Annotated in this window: 18 protein-coding genes; 13 read left to right on the forward strand and 5 right to left on the reverse strand. The window is 63.8% G+C overall.

Annotated elements, in window-relative coordinates; translation table 11 throughout:
• The 6 genes from rfaE2 (at position 1) to ACQY72_RS01685 (ending at position 6,524) form a co-directional block, all read left to right on the forward strand.
• The gene (rfaE2, locus tag ACQY72_RS01660) at positions 1–1,458 is read left to right on the forward strand and encodes a D-glycero-beta-D-manno-heptose 1-phosphate adenylyltransferase (protein WP_428155277.1); all 1,458 of its coding nucleotides are present in this window, start codon (positions 1–3) and stop codon (positions 1,456–1,458) included.
• Positions 1,455–2,456, forward strand: a complete 1,002-nt coding sequence (gene rfaD, locus ACQY72_RS01665) for an ADP-glyceromanno-heptose 6-epimerase (protein WP_428155279.1) — start codon at positions 1,455–1,457, stop codon at positions 2,454–2,456. The genes rfaE2 and rfaD overlap by 4 nt, the downstream gene beginning before the upstream one ends.
• Positions 2,456–3,547 carry a DUF3089 domain-containing protein gene (locus ACQY72_RS01670; RefSeq protein ID WP_428155281.1) on the forward strand — a complete coding sequence of 364 codons (1,092 nt, stop codon included), beginning with the start codon at positions 2,456–2,458 and terminating at the stop codon, positions 3,545–3,547. The genes rfaD and ACQY72_RS01670 overlap by 1 nt, the downstream gene beginning before the upstream one ends.
• 76 nt (positions 3,548–3,623) lie before the next feature.
• Positions 3,624–4,619 (forward strand): SPFH domain-containing protein, encoded by a 996-nt coding sequence (locus tag ACQY72_RS01675; RefSeq protein ID WP_428155282.1) that lies wholly within the window; start codon positions 3,624–3,626, stop codon positions 4,617–4,619.
• Positions 4,620–4,636: 17 nt separating this feature from the next.
• Positions 4,637–5,095, forward strand: a complete 459-nt coding sequence (locus ACQY72_RS01680; protein WP_428155284.1) for an NfeD family protein — start codon at positions 4,637–4,639, stop codon at positions 5,093–5,095.
• 31 nt (positions 5,096–5,126) lie between these two features.
• The gene (locus ACQY72_RS01685) at positions 5,127–6,524 is read left to right on the forward strand and encodes an MFS transporter (RefSeq protein WP_428155285.1); all 1,398 of its coding nucleotides are present in this window, start codon (positions 5,127–5,129) and stop codon (positions 6,522–6,524) included.
• Here ACQY72_RS01685 and rnhA read toward each other — a convergent pair.
• Positions 6,521–6,973, reverse strand: a complete 453-nt coding sequence (rnhA, locus tag ACQY72_RS01690; protein ID WP_428155287.1) for a ribonuclease HI — start codon at positions 6,971–6,973, stop codon at positions 6,521–6,523. The two genes, ACQY72_RS01685 and rnhA, sit on opposite strands and share 4 nt — an antisense overlap.
• Positions 6,974–7,082: 109 nt before the next feature.
• Here rnhA and ACQY72_RS01695 point away from each other — a divergent pair, with 109 nt between their 5' ends.
• From ACQY72_RS01695 to ACQY72_RS01710, 4 genes are all read left to right on the forward strand, one after another.
• A complete protein-coding gene (locus tag ACQY72_RS01695) occupies positions 7,083–7,301 on the forward strand; it encodes a twin-arginine translocase TatA/TatE family subunit (protein WP_428155289.1) in 219 nt (72 codons plus the stop codon).
• 23 nt (positions 7,302–7,324) lie between these two features.
• Positions 7,325–7,900, forward strand: coding sequence for a Sec-independent protein translocase protein TatB (gene tatB / locus ACQY72_RS01700; protein WP_428155290.1), 576 nt, complete (start codon positions 7,325–7,327; stop codon positions 7,898–7,900).
• Complete coding sequence (tatC, locus tag ACQY72_RS01705) at positions 7,897–8,787, forward strand: twin-arginine translocase subunit TatC (protein ID WP_428155292.1); 891 nt, start codon at positions 7,897–7,899, stop codon at positions 8,785–8,787. Before tatB ends, tatC begins: the two co-directional genes overlap by 4 nt.
• Positions 8,788–8,900: 113 nt before the next feature.
• A complete protein-coding gene (locus tag ACQY72_RS01710; RefSeq protein WP_428155294.1) occupies positions 8,901–9,299 on the forward strand; it encodes a hypothetical protein in 399 nt (132 codons plus the stop codon).
• A 75-nt stretch (positions 9,300–9,374) separates the two neighbouring features.
• Here ACQY72_RS01710 and glnA read toward each other — a convergent pair whose 3' ends face one another.
• Together glnA and ACQY72_RS01720 are read right to left on the reverse strand one after the other, a co-directional pair.
• A complete protein-coding gene (gene glnA, locus ACQY72_RS01715; protein WP_372693719.1) occupies positions 9,375–10,781 on the reverse strand; it encodes a type I glutamate--ammonia ligase in 1,407 nt (468 codons plus the stop codon).
• Positions 10,782–10,864: 83 nt separating this feature from the next.
• Complete coding sequence (locus tag ACQY72_RS01720) at positions 10,865–11,203, reverse strand: P-II family nitrogen regulator (RefSeq protein ID WP_008261682.1); 339 nt, start codon at positions 11,201–11,203, stop codon at positions 10,865–10,867.
• Between the two features lie 114 nt (positions 11,204–11,317).
• On the opposite strand from ACQY72_RS01720, the gene ACQY72_RS01725 reads away from it, so the two are divergent.
• On the forward strand, positions 11,318–12,142 hold the full coding sequence (locus ACQY72_RS01725) for an NAD(P)H-hydrate dehydratase (RefSeq protein WP_428155296.1): 825 nt from the start codon (positions 11,318–11,320) through the stop codon (positions 12,140–12,142).
• A gap of 297 nt (positions 12,143–12,439) precedes the next feature.
• Here ACQY72_RS01725 and ACQY72_RS01730 read toward each other — a convergent pair whose 3' ends face one another.
• Both ACQY72_RS01730 and ACQY72_RS01735 read right to left on the reverse strand, forming a co-directional pair.
• Complete coding sequence (locus tag ACQY72_RS01730; RefSeq protein WP_428155298.1) at positions 12,440–12,637, reverse strand: hypothetical protein; 198 nt, start codon at positions 12,635–12,637, stop codon at positions 12,440–12,442.
• Positions 12,638–12,766: 129 nt separating this feature from the next.
• A complete protein-coding gene (locus ACQY72_RS01735; protein ID WP_428155300.1) occupies positions 12,767–13,336 on the reverse strand; it encodes a recombinase family protein in 570 nt (189 codons plus the stop codon).
• 513 nt (positions 13,337–13,849) lie between these two features.
• On the opposite strand from ACQY72_RS01735, the gene ACQY72_RS01740 reads away from it, so the two are divergent.
• The gene (locus ACQY72_RS01740) at positions 13,850–14,971 is read left to right on the forward strand and encodes a DUF4238 domain-containing protein (protein WP_428155302.1); all 1,122 of its coding nucleotides are present in this window, start codon (positions 13,850–13,852) and stop codon (positions 14,969–14,971) included.
• Positions 14,968–15,900, forward strand: coding sequence for a hypothetical protein (locus ACQY72_RS01745; RefSeq protein ID WP_428155303.1), 933 nt, complete (start codon positions 14,968–14,970; stop codon positions 15,898–15,900). The genes ACQY72_RS01740 and ACQY72_RS01745 overlap by 4 nt, the downstream gene beginning before the upstream one ends.
• Positions 15,901–15,950 lie beyond the last annotated feature (50 nt).

Consider the following 15,950-nt stretch of genomic DNA (forward strand, 5'->3'; position numbering starts at 1 on the left):
ATGTCTGACACCCTGGACCTGGGCGCCCTGCAAAGTCTGCTGGAGCGCGTGCGCGGCCTGAAGATCGCCTGCGTCGGCGATCTGATGCTGGACCGCTACGTCTATGGCGAGGTCAGCCGCATCTCGCCCGAGGCGCCAATTCCGGTGCTGCGCGCCGCCCGCACCGTCGCCATGCCCGGCGGCGTCGGCAATGTGGCGCGCAACATCGCGGCCTTGGGCGGTGTGGCCCGCCTGGGCGCCATCGTCGGGGATGATGCGGCCGGCGCTGAGCTGACCGCTCTGATCGCCGCCGAGCCCCGCATCGAGGACGCCCTGGCCCGTCCCGCAGAGGCCGCGACCATCGTCAAGACGCGGTTCGTCTCCGCGGGGCAGCAGCTGTTGCGTCTGGACGACGAAGCAGCACCAGTATCGATCGATAATTCCGATGCGTTTACGGGTGCTTCCGTCTATCTTTTGTCTGACTATGCCAAGGGCGTGGTCGGCGACGCGCTAATTGGTTCGGCCTTGGCTGCGGCGAAGGCGTCAGGCGCGCCCGTCGTGGTCGATCCCAAGGGACGCGACTTCGCCCGCTATGGGGCGGTCGATGTGATCAAGCCCAATGCTTCGGAACTGGCCGGCGCGACCGGCCTCCCGGTCGGGACGGACCCGGAGGTCGAGACGGCGCTGGAGGCCCTGCTGGCCGCCACGACCGCAAAGACTGTGATCGTCACGCGCGCGGGCAAGGGGATGAGCCTGGCGAGGCGTGGTCATCCGGTGAAGCATTTCCCGGGCCGGGCGCGCGAAGTGTTTGATGTCTCGGGCGCCGGGGATACCTGTCTGGCCGCCATCGGCCTAGCCCTGGGCGCCGGAGCCTCGCTGGAGACGGCGGTCGAGTTCGCGATCCTGGCCTCGGGCGTGGTGGTCGGAAAGGCCGGAACGGCCGTGGTGACGCCGGCCGAACTGATCGAGGCCGAGCTGAGCCAGCATGCGACCGCCGCCGTCGCCAAGGTGACGCCGCTGGACGAATTGGCGGCCGAGGTCGAGGCCTGGCGGCGTCAGGGGCTGAAGGTCGGCTTTACCAACGGCTGTTTCGACATTCTGCACCGGGGCCATGTCGCCTATCTGGCCCAGGCGCGCAGCTGGTGCGACCGGCTGGTGGTGGCGCTGAACACCGACGCCTCGGTCAAACGGCTGAAAGGCGACGGCCGGCCGGTCAACGATCTGGACAGCCGGGCGGTCGTCATCGGTGGCCTGGCCAGCGTGGACCGCGTGACCAGTTTCGATGATCCGACGCCGGTCGCCCTGATCGAACGGCTGCGGCCCGATGTGCTGATCAAGGGTTCCGATTATACGCGAGAGGGCGTGGTCGGTGGCGATCTGGTCGAGAGCTGGGGCGGCGAGGTCAAGCTGGCGGATTTCAAGGACGGGTATTCGACCACTCGGACTATCGAGAAGATGACCACAGGATCCCAGCAATGACGCCTCGCATGATCGTCGTCACCGGCGGCGCCGGCTTCATCGGCTCCAACATCGCGGCGCGGCTGACGGCAGAGACGGCCTATGACGTCGTGGTCTGCGATCGGCTGGAGACCGCCGACCTGGCCAAGTGGAAGAACATCACCAAGCACGCCATTGCCGACTTCTGGTCGCCTGAAGAACTGTTCGAGCAGTTGGAGCGCCACGCCGAGCGGATCGAGGCCGTGGTGCATATGGGCGCCATCTCATCCACGACCGAGCCGGACGCCGACCTGATCCTGCGCACCAACTTCACCCTGTCGCGCGACCTGTGGGACTGGTGCACGATCCGCGACGTGCGGATGATCTACGCGTCCTCGGCAGCCACCTATGGCGACGGTGAGGGGGGCTTCAACGACGACGATGATGTGGATTCTCTGTCGAAGCTTCGGCCGCTAAACGCCTATGGTTATTCGAAGATGCTGTTCGATCAGCATGCCGTGCGCCAGGCGGATCGCGGCCAGGCGCCGCGCCAGTGGGCCGGGCTGAAGTTCTTCAACGTCTATGGACCGAACGAAGGCCACAAGGGCGGAATGAAGTCGGTCGTCGCCCAGATCTGGCCCAAGGTCGAGGCGGGCGAGGCGGTCAGCCTGTTCCGGTCGCACAATCCGAACTATCCCGACGGCGGCCAACTGCGCGACTTCGTCTATGTCGACGACGTGGTCGATATCGTCGAGTTCCTGCTACAATCGCCCGAGGTGTCCGGCATCTTCAACGCCGGGTCCGGCCAGGCGAGGTCGTTCGCCGATCTGGCGCGCGCCACCTTCGCCGCCGCCGGCAAGGAGCCGTCGATCGAGTACGTCGACATGCCCGAGGTGATCCGCGACCGGTATCAGTATTTCACCGAGGCGCGCATGGACCGCATCCGCGCCGCTGGATTTGAGGGGCAATCCACGCCGCTGGAAGAAGGTGTGCGTCGCTACGTCCAGGACTTCCTCTCTACGACCGATCCGTACCGCTGATGCGCCGGCTGACCTTCAGGCAATGGGTCGGCTATGCGGGTTTCGCCGCCGTGTTCGCCCTTACGGCCGCCGTCGCGGTGTGGAGTGGGGACATCCTTCGCGCCGGGCTGGACCCTCAGGTGCCGTTCCAGACCTATCAGCCGCCGCCCGCGCCGGATTATCGGTCGGCGTCGTCCTGGGCGCTGATGGACGAAGGCGCGCCGGACCAGGCGGCGGTCTTTTTCGTCATGCCGACCACTTTCGATGGCGGCGCGGAGTGGAACGGGCCGATCGACGATGCACGGGCGAACGCCTATTTGCGCCGCGTCGTCCTGCCGAACTATGCCTCACCGTTTGCGCGGGAGGGCAAGGTCAGCGCGCCGCTCTATCGTCAGGCAAGCCTCTATACGCGTCTGACCCTGCGCGACGATGCGCGTGAGGCGCGCGCCTTCGCCTATGAGGATGTGAAGGCGGCGTTCTCGCTATGGCTTCGCAACCATCCGACCGGACCGATCGTGATCGCCGGGGCGGAGCAGGGCGGGGAACTGTCGGCGTTGCTGGTGCGCGATGCGCTTCGCGCCGATCCGAAGCTCAAGGATCGGTTGGTGGCAGCCTATCTGATCGAGACCTTGGTCAGTCGCGAGATGTTCCAGCAGAGGGTCACGCCCTGCGACGCGTCGGACGAGACAGGCTGTATCGTCGCCTGGTCTTCGGTCGAGGACGGCGACGAACCGGCGGCGCGGCGCAAGCTGCGGCGGGCGCTGGACTGGAACGACCGGGGCGAGCTGGTCGGGCTGACGACCGCGCCGATCTGCGTCAACCCGGTGACCGGAGCGACGCAACAGCCGCGCGCCGAGGCACGCCAGCACAGCGGGGCGACCAATGCGACGGGGCTGGAATGGGGCGCGCGTCCGGCGCTTACCGGGCGACTGATTTCGACCGATTGTCGTGGCGGCCTTCTGTGGCACAGCGCGCCCGACGCCGACTTCCTGACCGCCGGGGGAAGCTGGGCGGATCGACGCAAGATCGTGCCTTACAACCTGTTCTACGGCGACATCGAGCGTGACGTCAGCGTCCGGCTGGCGGCATGGCGGGCCAAGCGCGGCCTTTAGCCTCTATCCGATCGTCCGGTTTCTATGGCGCCGCTCGCGTGCAGCGCGTAGGCTGATCGCCTCAGGGAGGATCTGAATGGACGTCACCACCATATTCGCCGGCGTAGTCTTGCTTCTCGCCATTGTGCTCTTGATCAGCGTGATCAAGATCGTGCCGCAAGGACGTGAATTCACAGTCGAACGCTTCGGCAAATACACCAAGACGCTGAGCCCCGGCATCGGCTTCCTGACCCCGTTCGTGGAGCGGGTCGGCCGTCGAATGAACATGATGGAACAGGTGCTGGACGTGCCGACGCAGGAGGTCATCACCAAGGACAACGCCATGGTGAAGGTCGATGCGATCGTGTTCATTCAAGTGATGAACGCCTCGGCTGGCGCTTACCGCGTCGAGAATCTTCCCTACGCCATCACCCAGCTCTGCATGACCAACCTGCGGACGGTCGTCGGTTCGATGGAACTGGACGAGGTTCTTTTTCAACGCGACTCGATCAACACGCGATTGCTGACTGTCATCGACGCTGCGACCGAACCTTGGGGCGTCAAGGTCAACAGGATCGAGATCAAGGATCTTACTCCGCCTGTCGACATCACGAACGCCATGGCTCGCCAGATGAAGGCGGAGCGTGAAAAACGCGCGATCATCACCGAGGCGGAGGGCGAGAAACAGGCCGCAATCGCGCGCGCCGAAGGCGCCAAACAGGCCGCCATTCTTCAGGCCGAAGGCCGCAAGGAAGCCGCTTTCCGCGACGCAGAGGCTCGTGAACGCGAAGCCCAGGCGGAAGCAAAAGCGACCGCCATGGTGTCGGAAGCCATCGCGCGCGGCGACGTGAACGCCATCAACTACTTCATCGCCCAAAAGTACGTCGAAGCCTTCGCCGAACTGGCGCGCAGCCCGCAGCAGCGCACCGTCATCGTTCCTGCGGAAATGGGCGCCCTGGTCGGCACCATCGCCGGCATCGGCGAGATGGTCGGCCTGGCCAAGAACCAAAACTCCGGCGACGCTCCGACGCCGCCGGTCCGTCCCACACCGCCGCGTCGCCCTGCGGGCGGCGCTGTCCCACCCTCGGCCTGATCGAAGGACGCTGACCGATGATGTCGCTCGCTGATCTCTATACCAGCCAGCCGTTCTGGATCTGGCTGGCTATTGGGGTTCTGCTGTTGGCGGTCGAGGCGATGTTCTCGACCGAATGGCTGCTGTGGCCCGCCGTTTCGGCTGGCGTCGTCGCGGTGATGACGGCGGCGGGCTTGCGGCTAGGTTTGCCGGGCGAAGTCGCCGTCTTCGCCGTTCTGACGGTTATCGCTACGCTTCTGTCTCGTCGACTGATCTCCAAGGCCAACCCCGCCGGACCCGACATCAACGACCGCGACAGCCGCCTGATCGGCCAAAGGGCGCGGGTGGTCGAAGCCTTCGTTTCCGGGCGCGGCCGCGTCTTCATCTCGGGCGCCGAATGGCCGGCCGAGGTCGAGGGCGAGGCGCCGGTGGAGGGGCAGGACGTCGTGGTGACGCGCATCACCGGGTCTTTGTTGACGGTCCAGTCCCCCGTCTGAAACGACGCGGCCCGAGAGGCGTTCGTCAGGAATGACAGCCAGCCAGAACGCCGCCTCGGACGGCCTGCCCACGCCCAGGCGGTATTGGGCTATCGCGTCCATCGGCCTTGGGATCACCCTGGCCGTTCTGGACGGGGCTATCGCCAACGTCGCCCTGCCGTCCATCGCCCAGGATCTTCAGGCGTCGTCGGCGGCCTCGATCTGGATCGTCAACGCCTATCAGATCGCCATCGTCGTCGCCCTTCTGCCGCTCGCGTCGCTGGGCGAGATCGTCGGCTATCGCCGAGTGTCACAGGCGGGGCTGGCCGTCTTCACCCTGGCGTCCATCGCCTGCGTCTTCGCCAACTCCATCGAGGCGTTGAGCCTTGCTCGCGTGATCCAAGGGTTCGGCGCGGCGGGCATAATGAGCGTCAACGGCGCCCTGGTGCGTTTCACCTATCCGCACAGCCTGCTGGGCCGCGCCGTCGGCATCAACGCCGTGATCGTGTCCCTGGCGGCGGCGGCCGGGCCGACGATCGCCAGCGCGATCCTGTCGGTCGGACATTGGCGCTGGCTGTTTGCGCTGAACGTGCCCATCGGGCTGCTGGCCGTGTCGCTCGCGGGGTTCACCCTGCCGCATAATCTGTTGCAGAAGCGCAAGCTGAACTGGACCGGGGCCGCGCTGAACGCGGCGGCGTTCGGCCTGGTCATCACGGGCTTGCAATCCTTGGCGCATGGCGAGGCGGCCGTGTTGGGGTTTGGCCTGACGGGGGCAGGGCTGGCGGCGGGCGTCTTGCTGATTCGCCACGAGCGGTCGCGGGCGTCGCCTTTGATCCCGCTGGATCTGTTGGCGCGGCCGATGTTCAGCCTGTCGGTGGCGACCTCGATCATCTCCTTCACGGCGCAGATGATGGCCTTCGTGGCCTTGCCGTTCTTTCTTCAAGGATCTTTGCGACTGACGGCGGTCGAGACGGGCCTTCTGATGACGCCTTGGCCGCTGGCGACGATGATCGCGGCGCCCTTGGCGGGTTATCTGTCGGATCGATATTCGGCCGGCGTGCTGGGCGCGATCGGCCTGAGTGTTTTCGCCTGCGGCCTGATGGCGCTGAGCTTCCTAAATGCCGATTCGACGCATTTCGACGTCGTCTGGCGAATGGCGGTGTGTGGCGCAGGATTCGGCTTCTTCCAGTCGCCCAACAATCGCGCCCTGTTGTCGGAGGCGCCCAGGGAGAGAGCCGGCGCGGCGGGCGGCACGCTGGGCATGGCGCGGGTCTTGGGGCAGTCGCTGGGCGCGGTCGTGGTCGCCTTCCTGCTGTCGGCGGCGCCCATCGACGGGGTCGTGCACGGGTTTCAGATCGCGGCCGTCACGGCCCTGTTCGGCGCGGTCATGAGCGGATCGCGCGTTCGGCGCCGTCCGGCCGAGCCGGAAAAAGAAGTCGAGGCGGTCTAGCGCCGCTTCAAATCCGCCACGCCGCGATTCGCCAGCTGGTCCGCGCGCTCGTTCAGCTCATGGCCCGCATGCCCCTTCACCCAGCGCCACTTCACGTCGTGGCGCAGACGGGCGGCGTCCAGGCGCTGCCACAGGTCGGCGTTCTTGACCGGCTTCTTGTCGGCGGTCAGCCAGCCGCGCGTCTTCCAGCCGCGCATCCATTCGGTGATTCCCTGCATGACGTATCTGCTGTCGGTATGCAGTTCGATCTTGCAGGGCCGCTTCAGCGCCTCCAGCGCCATGATGGCGGCCATCAGCTCCATGCGGTTGTTGGTGGTGTTGGCTTCGCCGCCCCACAATTCCTTTTCGTGACCGCCGCCGGTTTGCAGCAGTGCGCCCCAGCCGCCGGGGCCCGGATTGCCCTTGCAGGCGCCGTCGGTGTGGATGATGACGTGATCGGAGAGACTCATGGTCGCGCAGACCTACAGCGTCCCTTGGCGTGGGGCCATCACTGCGCCTATATGCGGATCGAAGAATAGTGGATGGGATCGATCATCGGTTCCTTCGAGGAGATTACCCATGGGCTCCCTGAGCATCTGGCATTGGGCCATCGTCATCGTCGTCGTCGCGCTGCTGTTCGGCGGCCGGGGCAAGTTGTCGGGCATCATGGGCGACGCGGCCAAGGGCATCCGCGCCTTCAAGGACGGCCTGAAGGACGACGACAAGAAGGACGGCCCGCACGAAGGCGTCAGCTCGCTGCCGCGCACCGAGGCGGAAAAGGAAGAGCTGAAGCGCTAGTCGTCGTCTGTAAGGGCTGACGCATGGGCGGGCTCGGCCCCGGTATCGGGGGCTTCGAATTAGTGGTGATCGGTCTGGTGGCCCTGCTTGTGGTGGGGCCCAAGGATCTGCCTGTTCTGATGCGTCGCGTCGGTCAGATGGTCGCCAAGGCGCGCGCCATGGCCAACGAGTTCCGCTCCAGCTTCGACGAGATGGCGCGTCAGTCCGAGTTGGACGACCTGCGTAAGGAGGTTGAGGCGCTGCGGACGGGGCAGGGGGCCATGTATCCCCTGGGCGCCGAGGCGGACGCCGCCTTCAAGGACATCAACGCGGGACTGACGGGGCCGACGCCCACGGCCGCACTGCCTGCGCCCGAGCCGGAGGTTCCCGTCATGACGCCGGCCGCCGACGAATGGCCCGACACGCCGACGCCCGTCGAGCCCGTCGTGAAGACGAAGCCCAAACGGGCAGTTTCGAAGGCGAATCCGGCGACGACGGCCAAGGCCTCGACGACAAAGCCGCGCGCAGCTGCCAAGCCCAAGGCGGCGACTCAGGCCGCCAAGACAAAGTCGGCGACCGCCAAGACCAAGACACCGCGCAAGAAGGCCGCTGACCTGTGACGTCTCCCGATCGTGACGAGGCCGAGATCGAGGCGTCGCGCGCGCCCTTGATGGATCACCTGATCGAGCTGCGTGGGCGGCTGCTGATCTGCGTCGTGGCCTTCTTCCTGGCGTTCATCCTGTGCTTCGCCTTCGCCAACCAGATCCAGATCGCCCTGATCAAACCCTATCAGGCGGCGGTCGCGGTCCATGCTGCGGCCCTCGCATCGGGCGGTCACGCCAACCCCCTCGAACTGATCGCCGTGATGACGGGCCTGAAGCCTTATCCGCCCGGCAGCGCGGCCGTCGTTCAGCTGATCGCGACGGCGCCGCTGGAGCAGCTGTTCACCAAAATGAAGATCGCGGCCTTCGGCGCCGCCGTCCTGACCTTCCCGGTCATGGCCTGGCAGATGTATCGCTTCGTGGCGCCGGGTCTGTATCGCAACGAACGCGGCGCCTTCCTGCCGTTCCTGATCGCGGCGCCGGTGATGTTCTGCCTGGGCGGCGCGCTGGTCTATTATGTCATGCTGCCGTTCGTAATGCTGTTCTCGTTGAGCCAGCAGGTGGCCAGCGATGGCATATCTGTGGCCCAGACGACCAAGATTTCCGACTATCTCAGCCTGGTGACCTCGCTGTTGCTAGCCTTCGGTCTGTGCTTCCAATTGCCGGTCGTCACGACGCTGCTGGGCCTGGCCGGCCTGATCAATTCCAAGGTCATGGCCGCGGGCCGCCGCTACGCCATTGTCGCCGTGGTGGTGGTCGCCGCCGTGGTCACGCCTCCGGATCCGATCAGCCAGCTGATGTTGGCGATCCCGCTGGTCATTCTCTACGAGCTGTCGATCTGGTGCGTGCGACTGATCGAACTGCGTCGCAAAAAGGCCGACGATCTGGAAGCCGAAATCGCCTGAATCGATGCCTCGCGTGGCTGCGGTCGCGCGCGGGCCAGCCGGCGTCTATCGATGATCGCCTAAACATGACACTCTGACCACTCGAACAACACTGTTCGACCTGGAGAGACGCCATGAATATCCCTGCATTGCTAGGGTTCGGGCTCGTGCTCGGCCTGCCTACACTCGTGACCGCTCAAACGCCCATGGCGCCGCCAACTTTGGTGCAACTCGCCACCGGCAATACGCTGGAGGTCGTCTATCCGGACGATGGTCCGCGTCTGACCTTCATGTTCAAGAGCGAAGGCACATTCACCGCCGTGTTCCCGGACGGCGTGGCCGGCAACGGCGACTATGTCGCGGATGATCGTTATGTCTGTTGGATCGTCAAGGTTCCCATGGATACCGAGCCTGGCCGCAACGTCAGGTGCGAAGCCAATTCCACCGAGGGCCATGGCATGGGTGAAAGTTGGACGGTGACGGACTCCTATGGCGACAAGCCCACGCTGACCATCCGTCCAGGTCAGCACTAGGCAGCCACGCACAAGGCCAAAGAAAAGGCGCCGACGGTTTCCCGCCGGCGCCCTGATCTGCGGCCGATCTGTCGATCAGCAGCTGTAGTACATGTCGAACTCGACCGGGTGCGGGTGCAGTTGCAGGCGCATGACCTCTTCCATCTTCAGCTCGATGTAGCTGTCGATGAAATCGTCATCCATGACGCCGCCCTTCTTGAGGAAGGCGCGGTCCTTGTCGAGGTTTTCGAGGGCTTCACGCAGCGAGCCGCAGACCTCGGGGATCGAACCGCGCTCTTCCGGCGGAAGGTCGTAGAGGTTCTTGTCGGCGGGCGCGCCCGGATCGATGCGGTTCTCGATCCCGTCCAGACCGGCCATCAGCAGGGCGACGAAGGTCAGATAGGGGTTGCCCATCGGGTCGGGGAAGCGGGCTTCCAGACGCTTTGCCTTCGGCGACGAGACGTGCGGGATTCGGATCGAGGCCGAGCGGTTGCGGGCCGAATAGGCCAGTTTCACCGGGGCTTCGTAGCCGGGGACCAGACGCTTGTAGCTGTTGGTGGTCGAGTTGGCGAAGGCGTTGATGGCCTTGGCGTGCTTGATGATGCCGCCAATGTACCACAGACATTCCTGGGACAGGCCGGCGTACTGGTCGCCGGCGAACTGGGGCTTGCCGTCCTTCCAGATCGACATGTGGACGTGCATGCCCGAGCCGTTGTCTGCGAACATCGGCTTGGCCATGAAGGTCGCCGACTTGCCATAGGCGGCGGCGACGTTGTGGATCACGTACTTATAGAGCTGCAGGCGGTCAGCCATGGTCAGCAGGTCCGAGAACTTCAGACCCAGTTCGTGCTGGGCCGGCGCCACCTCGTGGTGATGCTTCTCGGGCTGAAGGCCCAGGTCGCGCATGACGCCCAGCATTTCGCCGCGCAGGTCCTGGCCCGAATCGACGGGGTTGACGGGGAAGTAGCCGCCCTTGGCGCCGGGGCGGTGGCCCATATTGCCTTCGGTGTATTCGGCGTTGGTGTTGGCCGGCAGTTCGGTCGAGTCGTACGAATACGACGTGTTGTGCGGCTGGGTCGACCAGCGCACGTCGTCGAAGATGAAGAACTCGGCTTCCGGGCCGAAATAGACCACGTCGCCCACGCCCGACGATTGCACGTAGGACAGCGCCTTCTTGGCCATCGAACGGCTGTCGCGGTTGTAGGGTTCGTTGGTGTCCGGGTTCAGCACGTCGCAGAACAGGAACATCGTCTTCTGCTGATAGAAGGGATCGATGTAGGCCGTGGTCAGGTCCGGCTTCAGCAGCATGTCGGACTCGTTGATGGCCTTCCAGCCGGCGATGGACGAGCCGTCGAACATCGTGCCTTCGTTCAGGAAGTCCTCGTCGACCAGGTCGATATCGAAGGTGACGTGCTGCAGGCGGCCGCGCGTGTCGGTGAATCGGACGTCCACATACTGGACCTCCTCATCCTTGATCTGTTTGAGGATCTTGCTGGCGCTCATTCTCGGAAGTCCTGTTTCTTGGCGTTTGGGGAGGAAACCGGTCAACGACCCGAGGGGCCGAGGACCGGGGAGGGTGGTCGAATTCAGACGGCCTGGGCTCCGGTCTCGCCGGTGCGGATACGGATCACCTCGGCGACATCGGACACGAAGATCTTGCCGTCGCCGATCTTGCCTGTGCGGGCCGAGGTCTGAATGGCCTCGACGACGGCGGGCGCGAGGTCGTCGGCGACGACCACCTCGATCTTGATCTTGGGCAAGAAGTCGATGACGTATTCGGCGCCACGATACAGTTCGGAATGACCCTTCTGGCGGCCATATCCCTTGGCCTCCAGCACAGTCATGCCTTGCACGCCCACGTCCTGGAGCGCCTCTTTGACGTCATCCAGCTTGAAAGGCTTGATGATGGCTTCGATTTTCTTCATGGCGACCCCTGAGCGGCGCACGGAATGCAGCGGCGCTCGGGCCCAAATGGGACACAGCAAGGGCGTTCAAAGCAAGCGATTTTCGCAGAAAAGCCACGGATAATCGGAACGCGGATGATAGAAACCAACGACCCGGCGATCTGGCGCAATTTTCTGCCTTGGCCGGGCGCGGAAACGCACAAGCATACGCGGGGCCGTTTGGTCGTCGTCTCGGGAAAGGCCCATCAGACGGGCGCTGCGCGACTTGCGGCGCACGCGGGGCTGCGAATGGGCGCCGGCGTGGTGCGAATCCTGTGCCCGCCAGACGCCGTCGCCGTCATCGCGCCGGCCGTCCAGGCGATCATGCTGACGCCGTTCTCTTCATCTGAAATCTTAGGTCGAGAGGTCGCCGGCAGCGACGCCGTCGTGATCGGACCGGCTGCGGGACTGGAAGACGCGACGATCGCCAACATCCAGGCCCTGGCTTTGAGCGGCGCAGTGCTGGTGATCGACGCCGACGGTCTGTCGGTATTCAAGGGCCGAACCGCCGAACTGTTCGCCGTTCTGGACCGCGACGACATCCTGACGCCGCATGAGGGCGAGTTCGAACGGCTGTTTCCGGGTCTGCTGGACCAAGGCCGCGAAGTCGCCGCCATTGAAGCCGCGCGCCTGACCCAGGCAACCATCGTCCTGAAAGGCGCCAGGACGATCATCGCGTCACCTGACGGACGCGTCCGTCGCAACGAGAATGGCTCGGCCTGGCTGGCTACGGCTGGAACCGGCGATGTCCTGGCCGGAATGATCGGCGGACTGGCGGCCCAGCGGATGGACAGTTTCGATGCGGCGTGCGCGGCGGTCTGGATCCATTCCGACGCGGCGGAGCGTTTTGGACCGGGATTGACCTCTGACGACCTGAGCGATGTCTTGCCCAAGGTGCTGTCGTCTTTATGGAAAGGCTGAGCCGAAAGGATGCAGGGCCTTTGTCAGCGTTCCATAATCCCAAGACTCTAACTGGTTGAATTTCAAACGGTGCCATGTTCCATAATCCCGAGAATCCCATAGTTCACCGCAAGCGATGGTGCTGCATTATTGGGATTCACTGCATGGCCATAGTCGGTGCAACGCCACGCTAGGGGCTAGTGCCACCACGCAGGATCGCGGGCCGCTGAGCGATGGTGATAGCTAGCGGAGCGGATTGCGGAAGCGTTTGCCTGATCGTCAGCCGGCGCCGACGCGAGCTGGCCAGCAGCATGTTCTTTAGGGCGACAGATATCGCAACAGTCGCATGCTGACCCAAAACAATAACACGCCCGCGATCACCCCAACTTTGATCTGGTGATCCATGAACCGAACGCCCAACACGGCGAAGAATGCGCCGGCTAGGCAAAGCACGGACAGGTTTCCCATCAACCTGGCGGTCATCTTGAGCCAGATGTCGTTTTGGTAAGGCGTCATTGGCGCGTTTCCATTCAAATCGCAGCCTACACCGTATCGACGGGATGGGAAGATGCATGAAATACATCCACTCCCACCCGTAACTGGTGGACTGCAAGCCGCCCTCTCGGAACGACAAAATCGCCAGAACTATTTGCCCATCTGATCCGAAGTCCGGGCCAAAGCGCGATACAAAGTGCTGCGAGAAATCCCGAAAGTGGTCGCTACGGCTCCCATCGTCTGATCGGGATGCTGAAGTAAGAGACGGACCTGCTCAAGCTGGCGCGCCGATAGAGCCCGCTTACGCCCGCCAGTTCGTCCTCTCGCGCGAGCGGCTGCCAAGCCTGCCATGGTCCGCTCGCGGATTAGGTCTCGCTCCATTTCGGCTAGAGCCGCCATCATATGGAAGAAGAACCGTCCTGCCGGTGTCGTAGTGTCGATGCCATCAGTCAGGCTTCGAAATTCAACGCCGCGGCTCTTTAGGGCACTGACGAAATCAACAAGCTGACCGACTGTGCGGCCTAGGCGGTCAAGCTTCCAAACAACGAAGACATCTTTCTCTCGGGCAAAGCTTAAAGCCTCGCCCAATGCCTTGCGATCTACCCGCGCGCCGGACGCAGCTTCAGAGAAAATCCGCTCGCAGCCCGCCTGTTTGAGCGCGTCAATCTGGAGATCGAGGTTTTGGTCCGCAGTCGAAACCCGCGCGTATCCGATAAACATGTCGCGAAACTCGTAAACCTAGGGCTTCATGACACATAGATTATGCAACAGAGTTTAGCCACACCTTCGGCGCTGACGGCAGGGGGCGGAATTGGATTCGGACGGTCGCGGTCACAAACGTTCGTTTTTGGGACGGGCCGATGAACAGAGGCCATGGGTGAGTAGCTGCCTCTGTGTTTTCTCGGACTTTTGGAAGGTCCGCTTTGAGGCTGCATGAAACATCTGCCTCCAGCGAGCCGGCGATGGCGCAACATCGCCACCCCGCCGTCTTTGCTCGATTCACGTCGGTAATCAGCTTTGGCTGCAGGTCGGAGCTTTCGGTAACGGTCCGATAGATGCCGGCGAGCAGCGCACGCCCGGTCGATGGACCGGATGCCGGCGAGTACTATCCCGCCGACAGCTTCGCGCGCGTCGTGGCCATGGCAGAACCGCCTAAAGTTGCTATAAGCGAAATCCTGTTCCGACCGACGTCTCGTGAAAACTGGCGCCCGTCGACAGACCAAGGGCGACGTTATGGCGAAGACAGCGTGGGACTGGGGCAATGTCCCCGATGACCCAGATGTTCGCGCCGCATCGCGCATGCTCGGTTGCGCCGGAGAGGGAGCGCCCGCGAAGAAGCGCCATCATTATGTAGCGACAACCTATCTCGATGGCTTCACCACGCCCGAAGGCAAGCTCTGGACCTACTTCCTCGACAATCCCCTCAATCCCCGACCCAGCCGACCCGAGGCGGTTGGCTATTCCAACTACTACTATTCGCAGCTTCGACCTGACGGCACGCGCGACGATAACTCGTTCGAAGACCTGTGGAGCGCGATCGAGACCGTCTGGCCCGAGACGATGGCGGCGATCCGGGGCGGTCGTGTCTCGCCGGCGACCTCGTTCAATGTACTCGGCATGGTTGGGATCACGGGCGTTCGTGTGCCCGCCGCACGACACCGGCATGAGCTTCTGCTTGCAGCGAAGCTGCGCGCCGAGGCGAAGGCGCTCGAGCGCGCGGGCGTGCTGCCTAAAAAACTGCAACGCTACGCGGGCCAGCTCGACACCGTTCCCGTCGGCATCAACCCGCAACAGTCGATCCCGACGATGATGACCGATCTGCGCCGGTTCGGCGATCTGTGCTTCCAGATTGGCTTCGAAGTGGTCCACAACGACACCGATCTGCCCTTCATCACGTCGGACAATCCGCTCGCAATCTACGATCCGCGATCGCCCCCCGGCCAGCGCCGCCCATATGAGTACGACGGCCAAGTCGAGCTGATATGTCCGCTCGATGCGAGCACGCTATTGCGGGGCCACAGCCGGATTCGGCCGGTGAATGAAATCTCACGCCACGTGCGCATCTCGGACCGGAGCGCGATTGCGAGATTGAATAATACTCTTGCCCAGTTCGCGTACGGGCTCGTCTTGGCGAGCGACCGCTCAAGCGATGGCGTGATCGCGCTGCAGGCGAACCGGTGCCCTACCTTGTCGATAAAGGTCGTCGAGACGCCGAAAGGCGGCGACATCATCTGGCGACACGTTTTCGGCCCCCGTCCGAAACTTCCCGCCTTCATCGACACCCCTGAAAAGGCCGAACGGCTTGAGGCCGAAATGGCGGCCGCCGCCGCCCGGGCAGTGGAGGGCGCACGGTGACCGGCGAGCGGATTTTCAATGTCTTTCTGTATTTCGACGACGGTTTCGCGCGCGAGTACGGGGTCCGGCATCATCGCGTGCGAGGCGACGACGCCACCAAGATGGCGGCGCTCGCTCAAGCAGTCGCGACGGATCACGGCATCGCGCAGCGCTTCGCCCTGCCGCGGACCTTTACGCCGGGAGAATGGGCCGCGCAGCAACGCCTCGGGGTTAATCTAGGCCTGTTCGAGGGAGGCATCGACCACTATCGCGCGGGTCCTGAACCCCTGTATTGCCTGACGAGCATCGTCGACGGCGTTCCCCGTGCGGAGATCAGGGGCGGTCTGGGGCCGCACCAAGGTGACAGCGTCGGTGAGGGCATGCCTGGGACGATGCCGGACTGGCTGGTGGTCTATACCGAAGGCGACGCTTTTCGATTCGACAAGCTGATCAACGACGACTACTTCGCGGCTATCAAGCTGCTGTTCAACGCGCGTCATATCGCCTCGACGTCGAAGCTACTGATGTCCTGCATCGATACGCTCGCCTTTGTCGAGTTCGGCGACAAGCGCGGCAATTTCGTCGAATGGCTGAATACCTATGCCGATCTCGAACCGGTCGGGGTCACCGCCGACGAACTCTGGGAGTTTCGCAACTCGATCGTCCATATGACCAATCTGTCGTCGCGCGCGGTGCTTGCGGGCAAGGCGTCGTCGCTGGCACCCTATATCGGCTCCGACGCGCTCATCGGGACCGAGCCAGTCACTGATCTCAAGCCGTTCAACCTTTACACGCTCAATCTGGCGGTGATCGGCGGCGTCAGCCGCTGGGCGCAGAGCTACAATCGCGACCGGAGTAAGTTCGAAAAATTCGTCGAACGCTACGACACGATCGTTTCCGACAGCCGGGTTGCAATCGTTCAGACGCCGCCGCCCACTGCGGCGTCTTAGACAAGCCCGACGCTGTAGGCATCCATCAGATCCCAAAGCCAGTCGACATT

The sequence above is a fragment of the Brevundimonas sp. genome (assembly GCF_965279155.1).
Taxonomy (GTDB): domain Bacteria; phylum Pseudomonadota; class Alphaproteobacteria; order Caulobacterales; family Caulobacteraceae; genus Brevundimonas.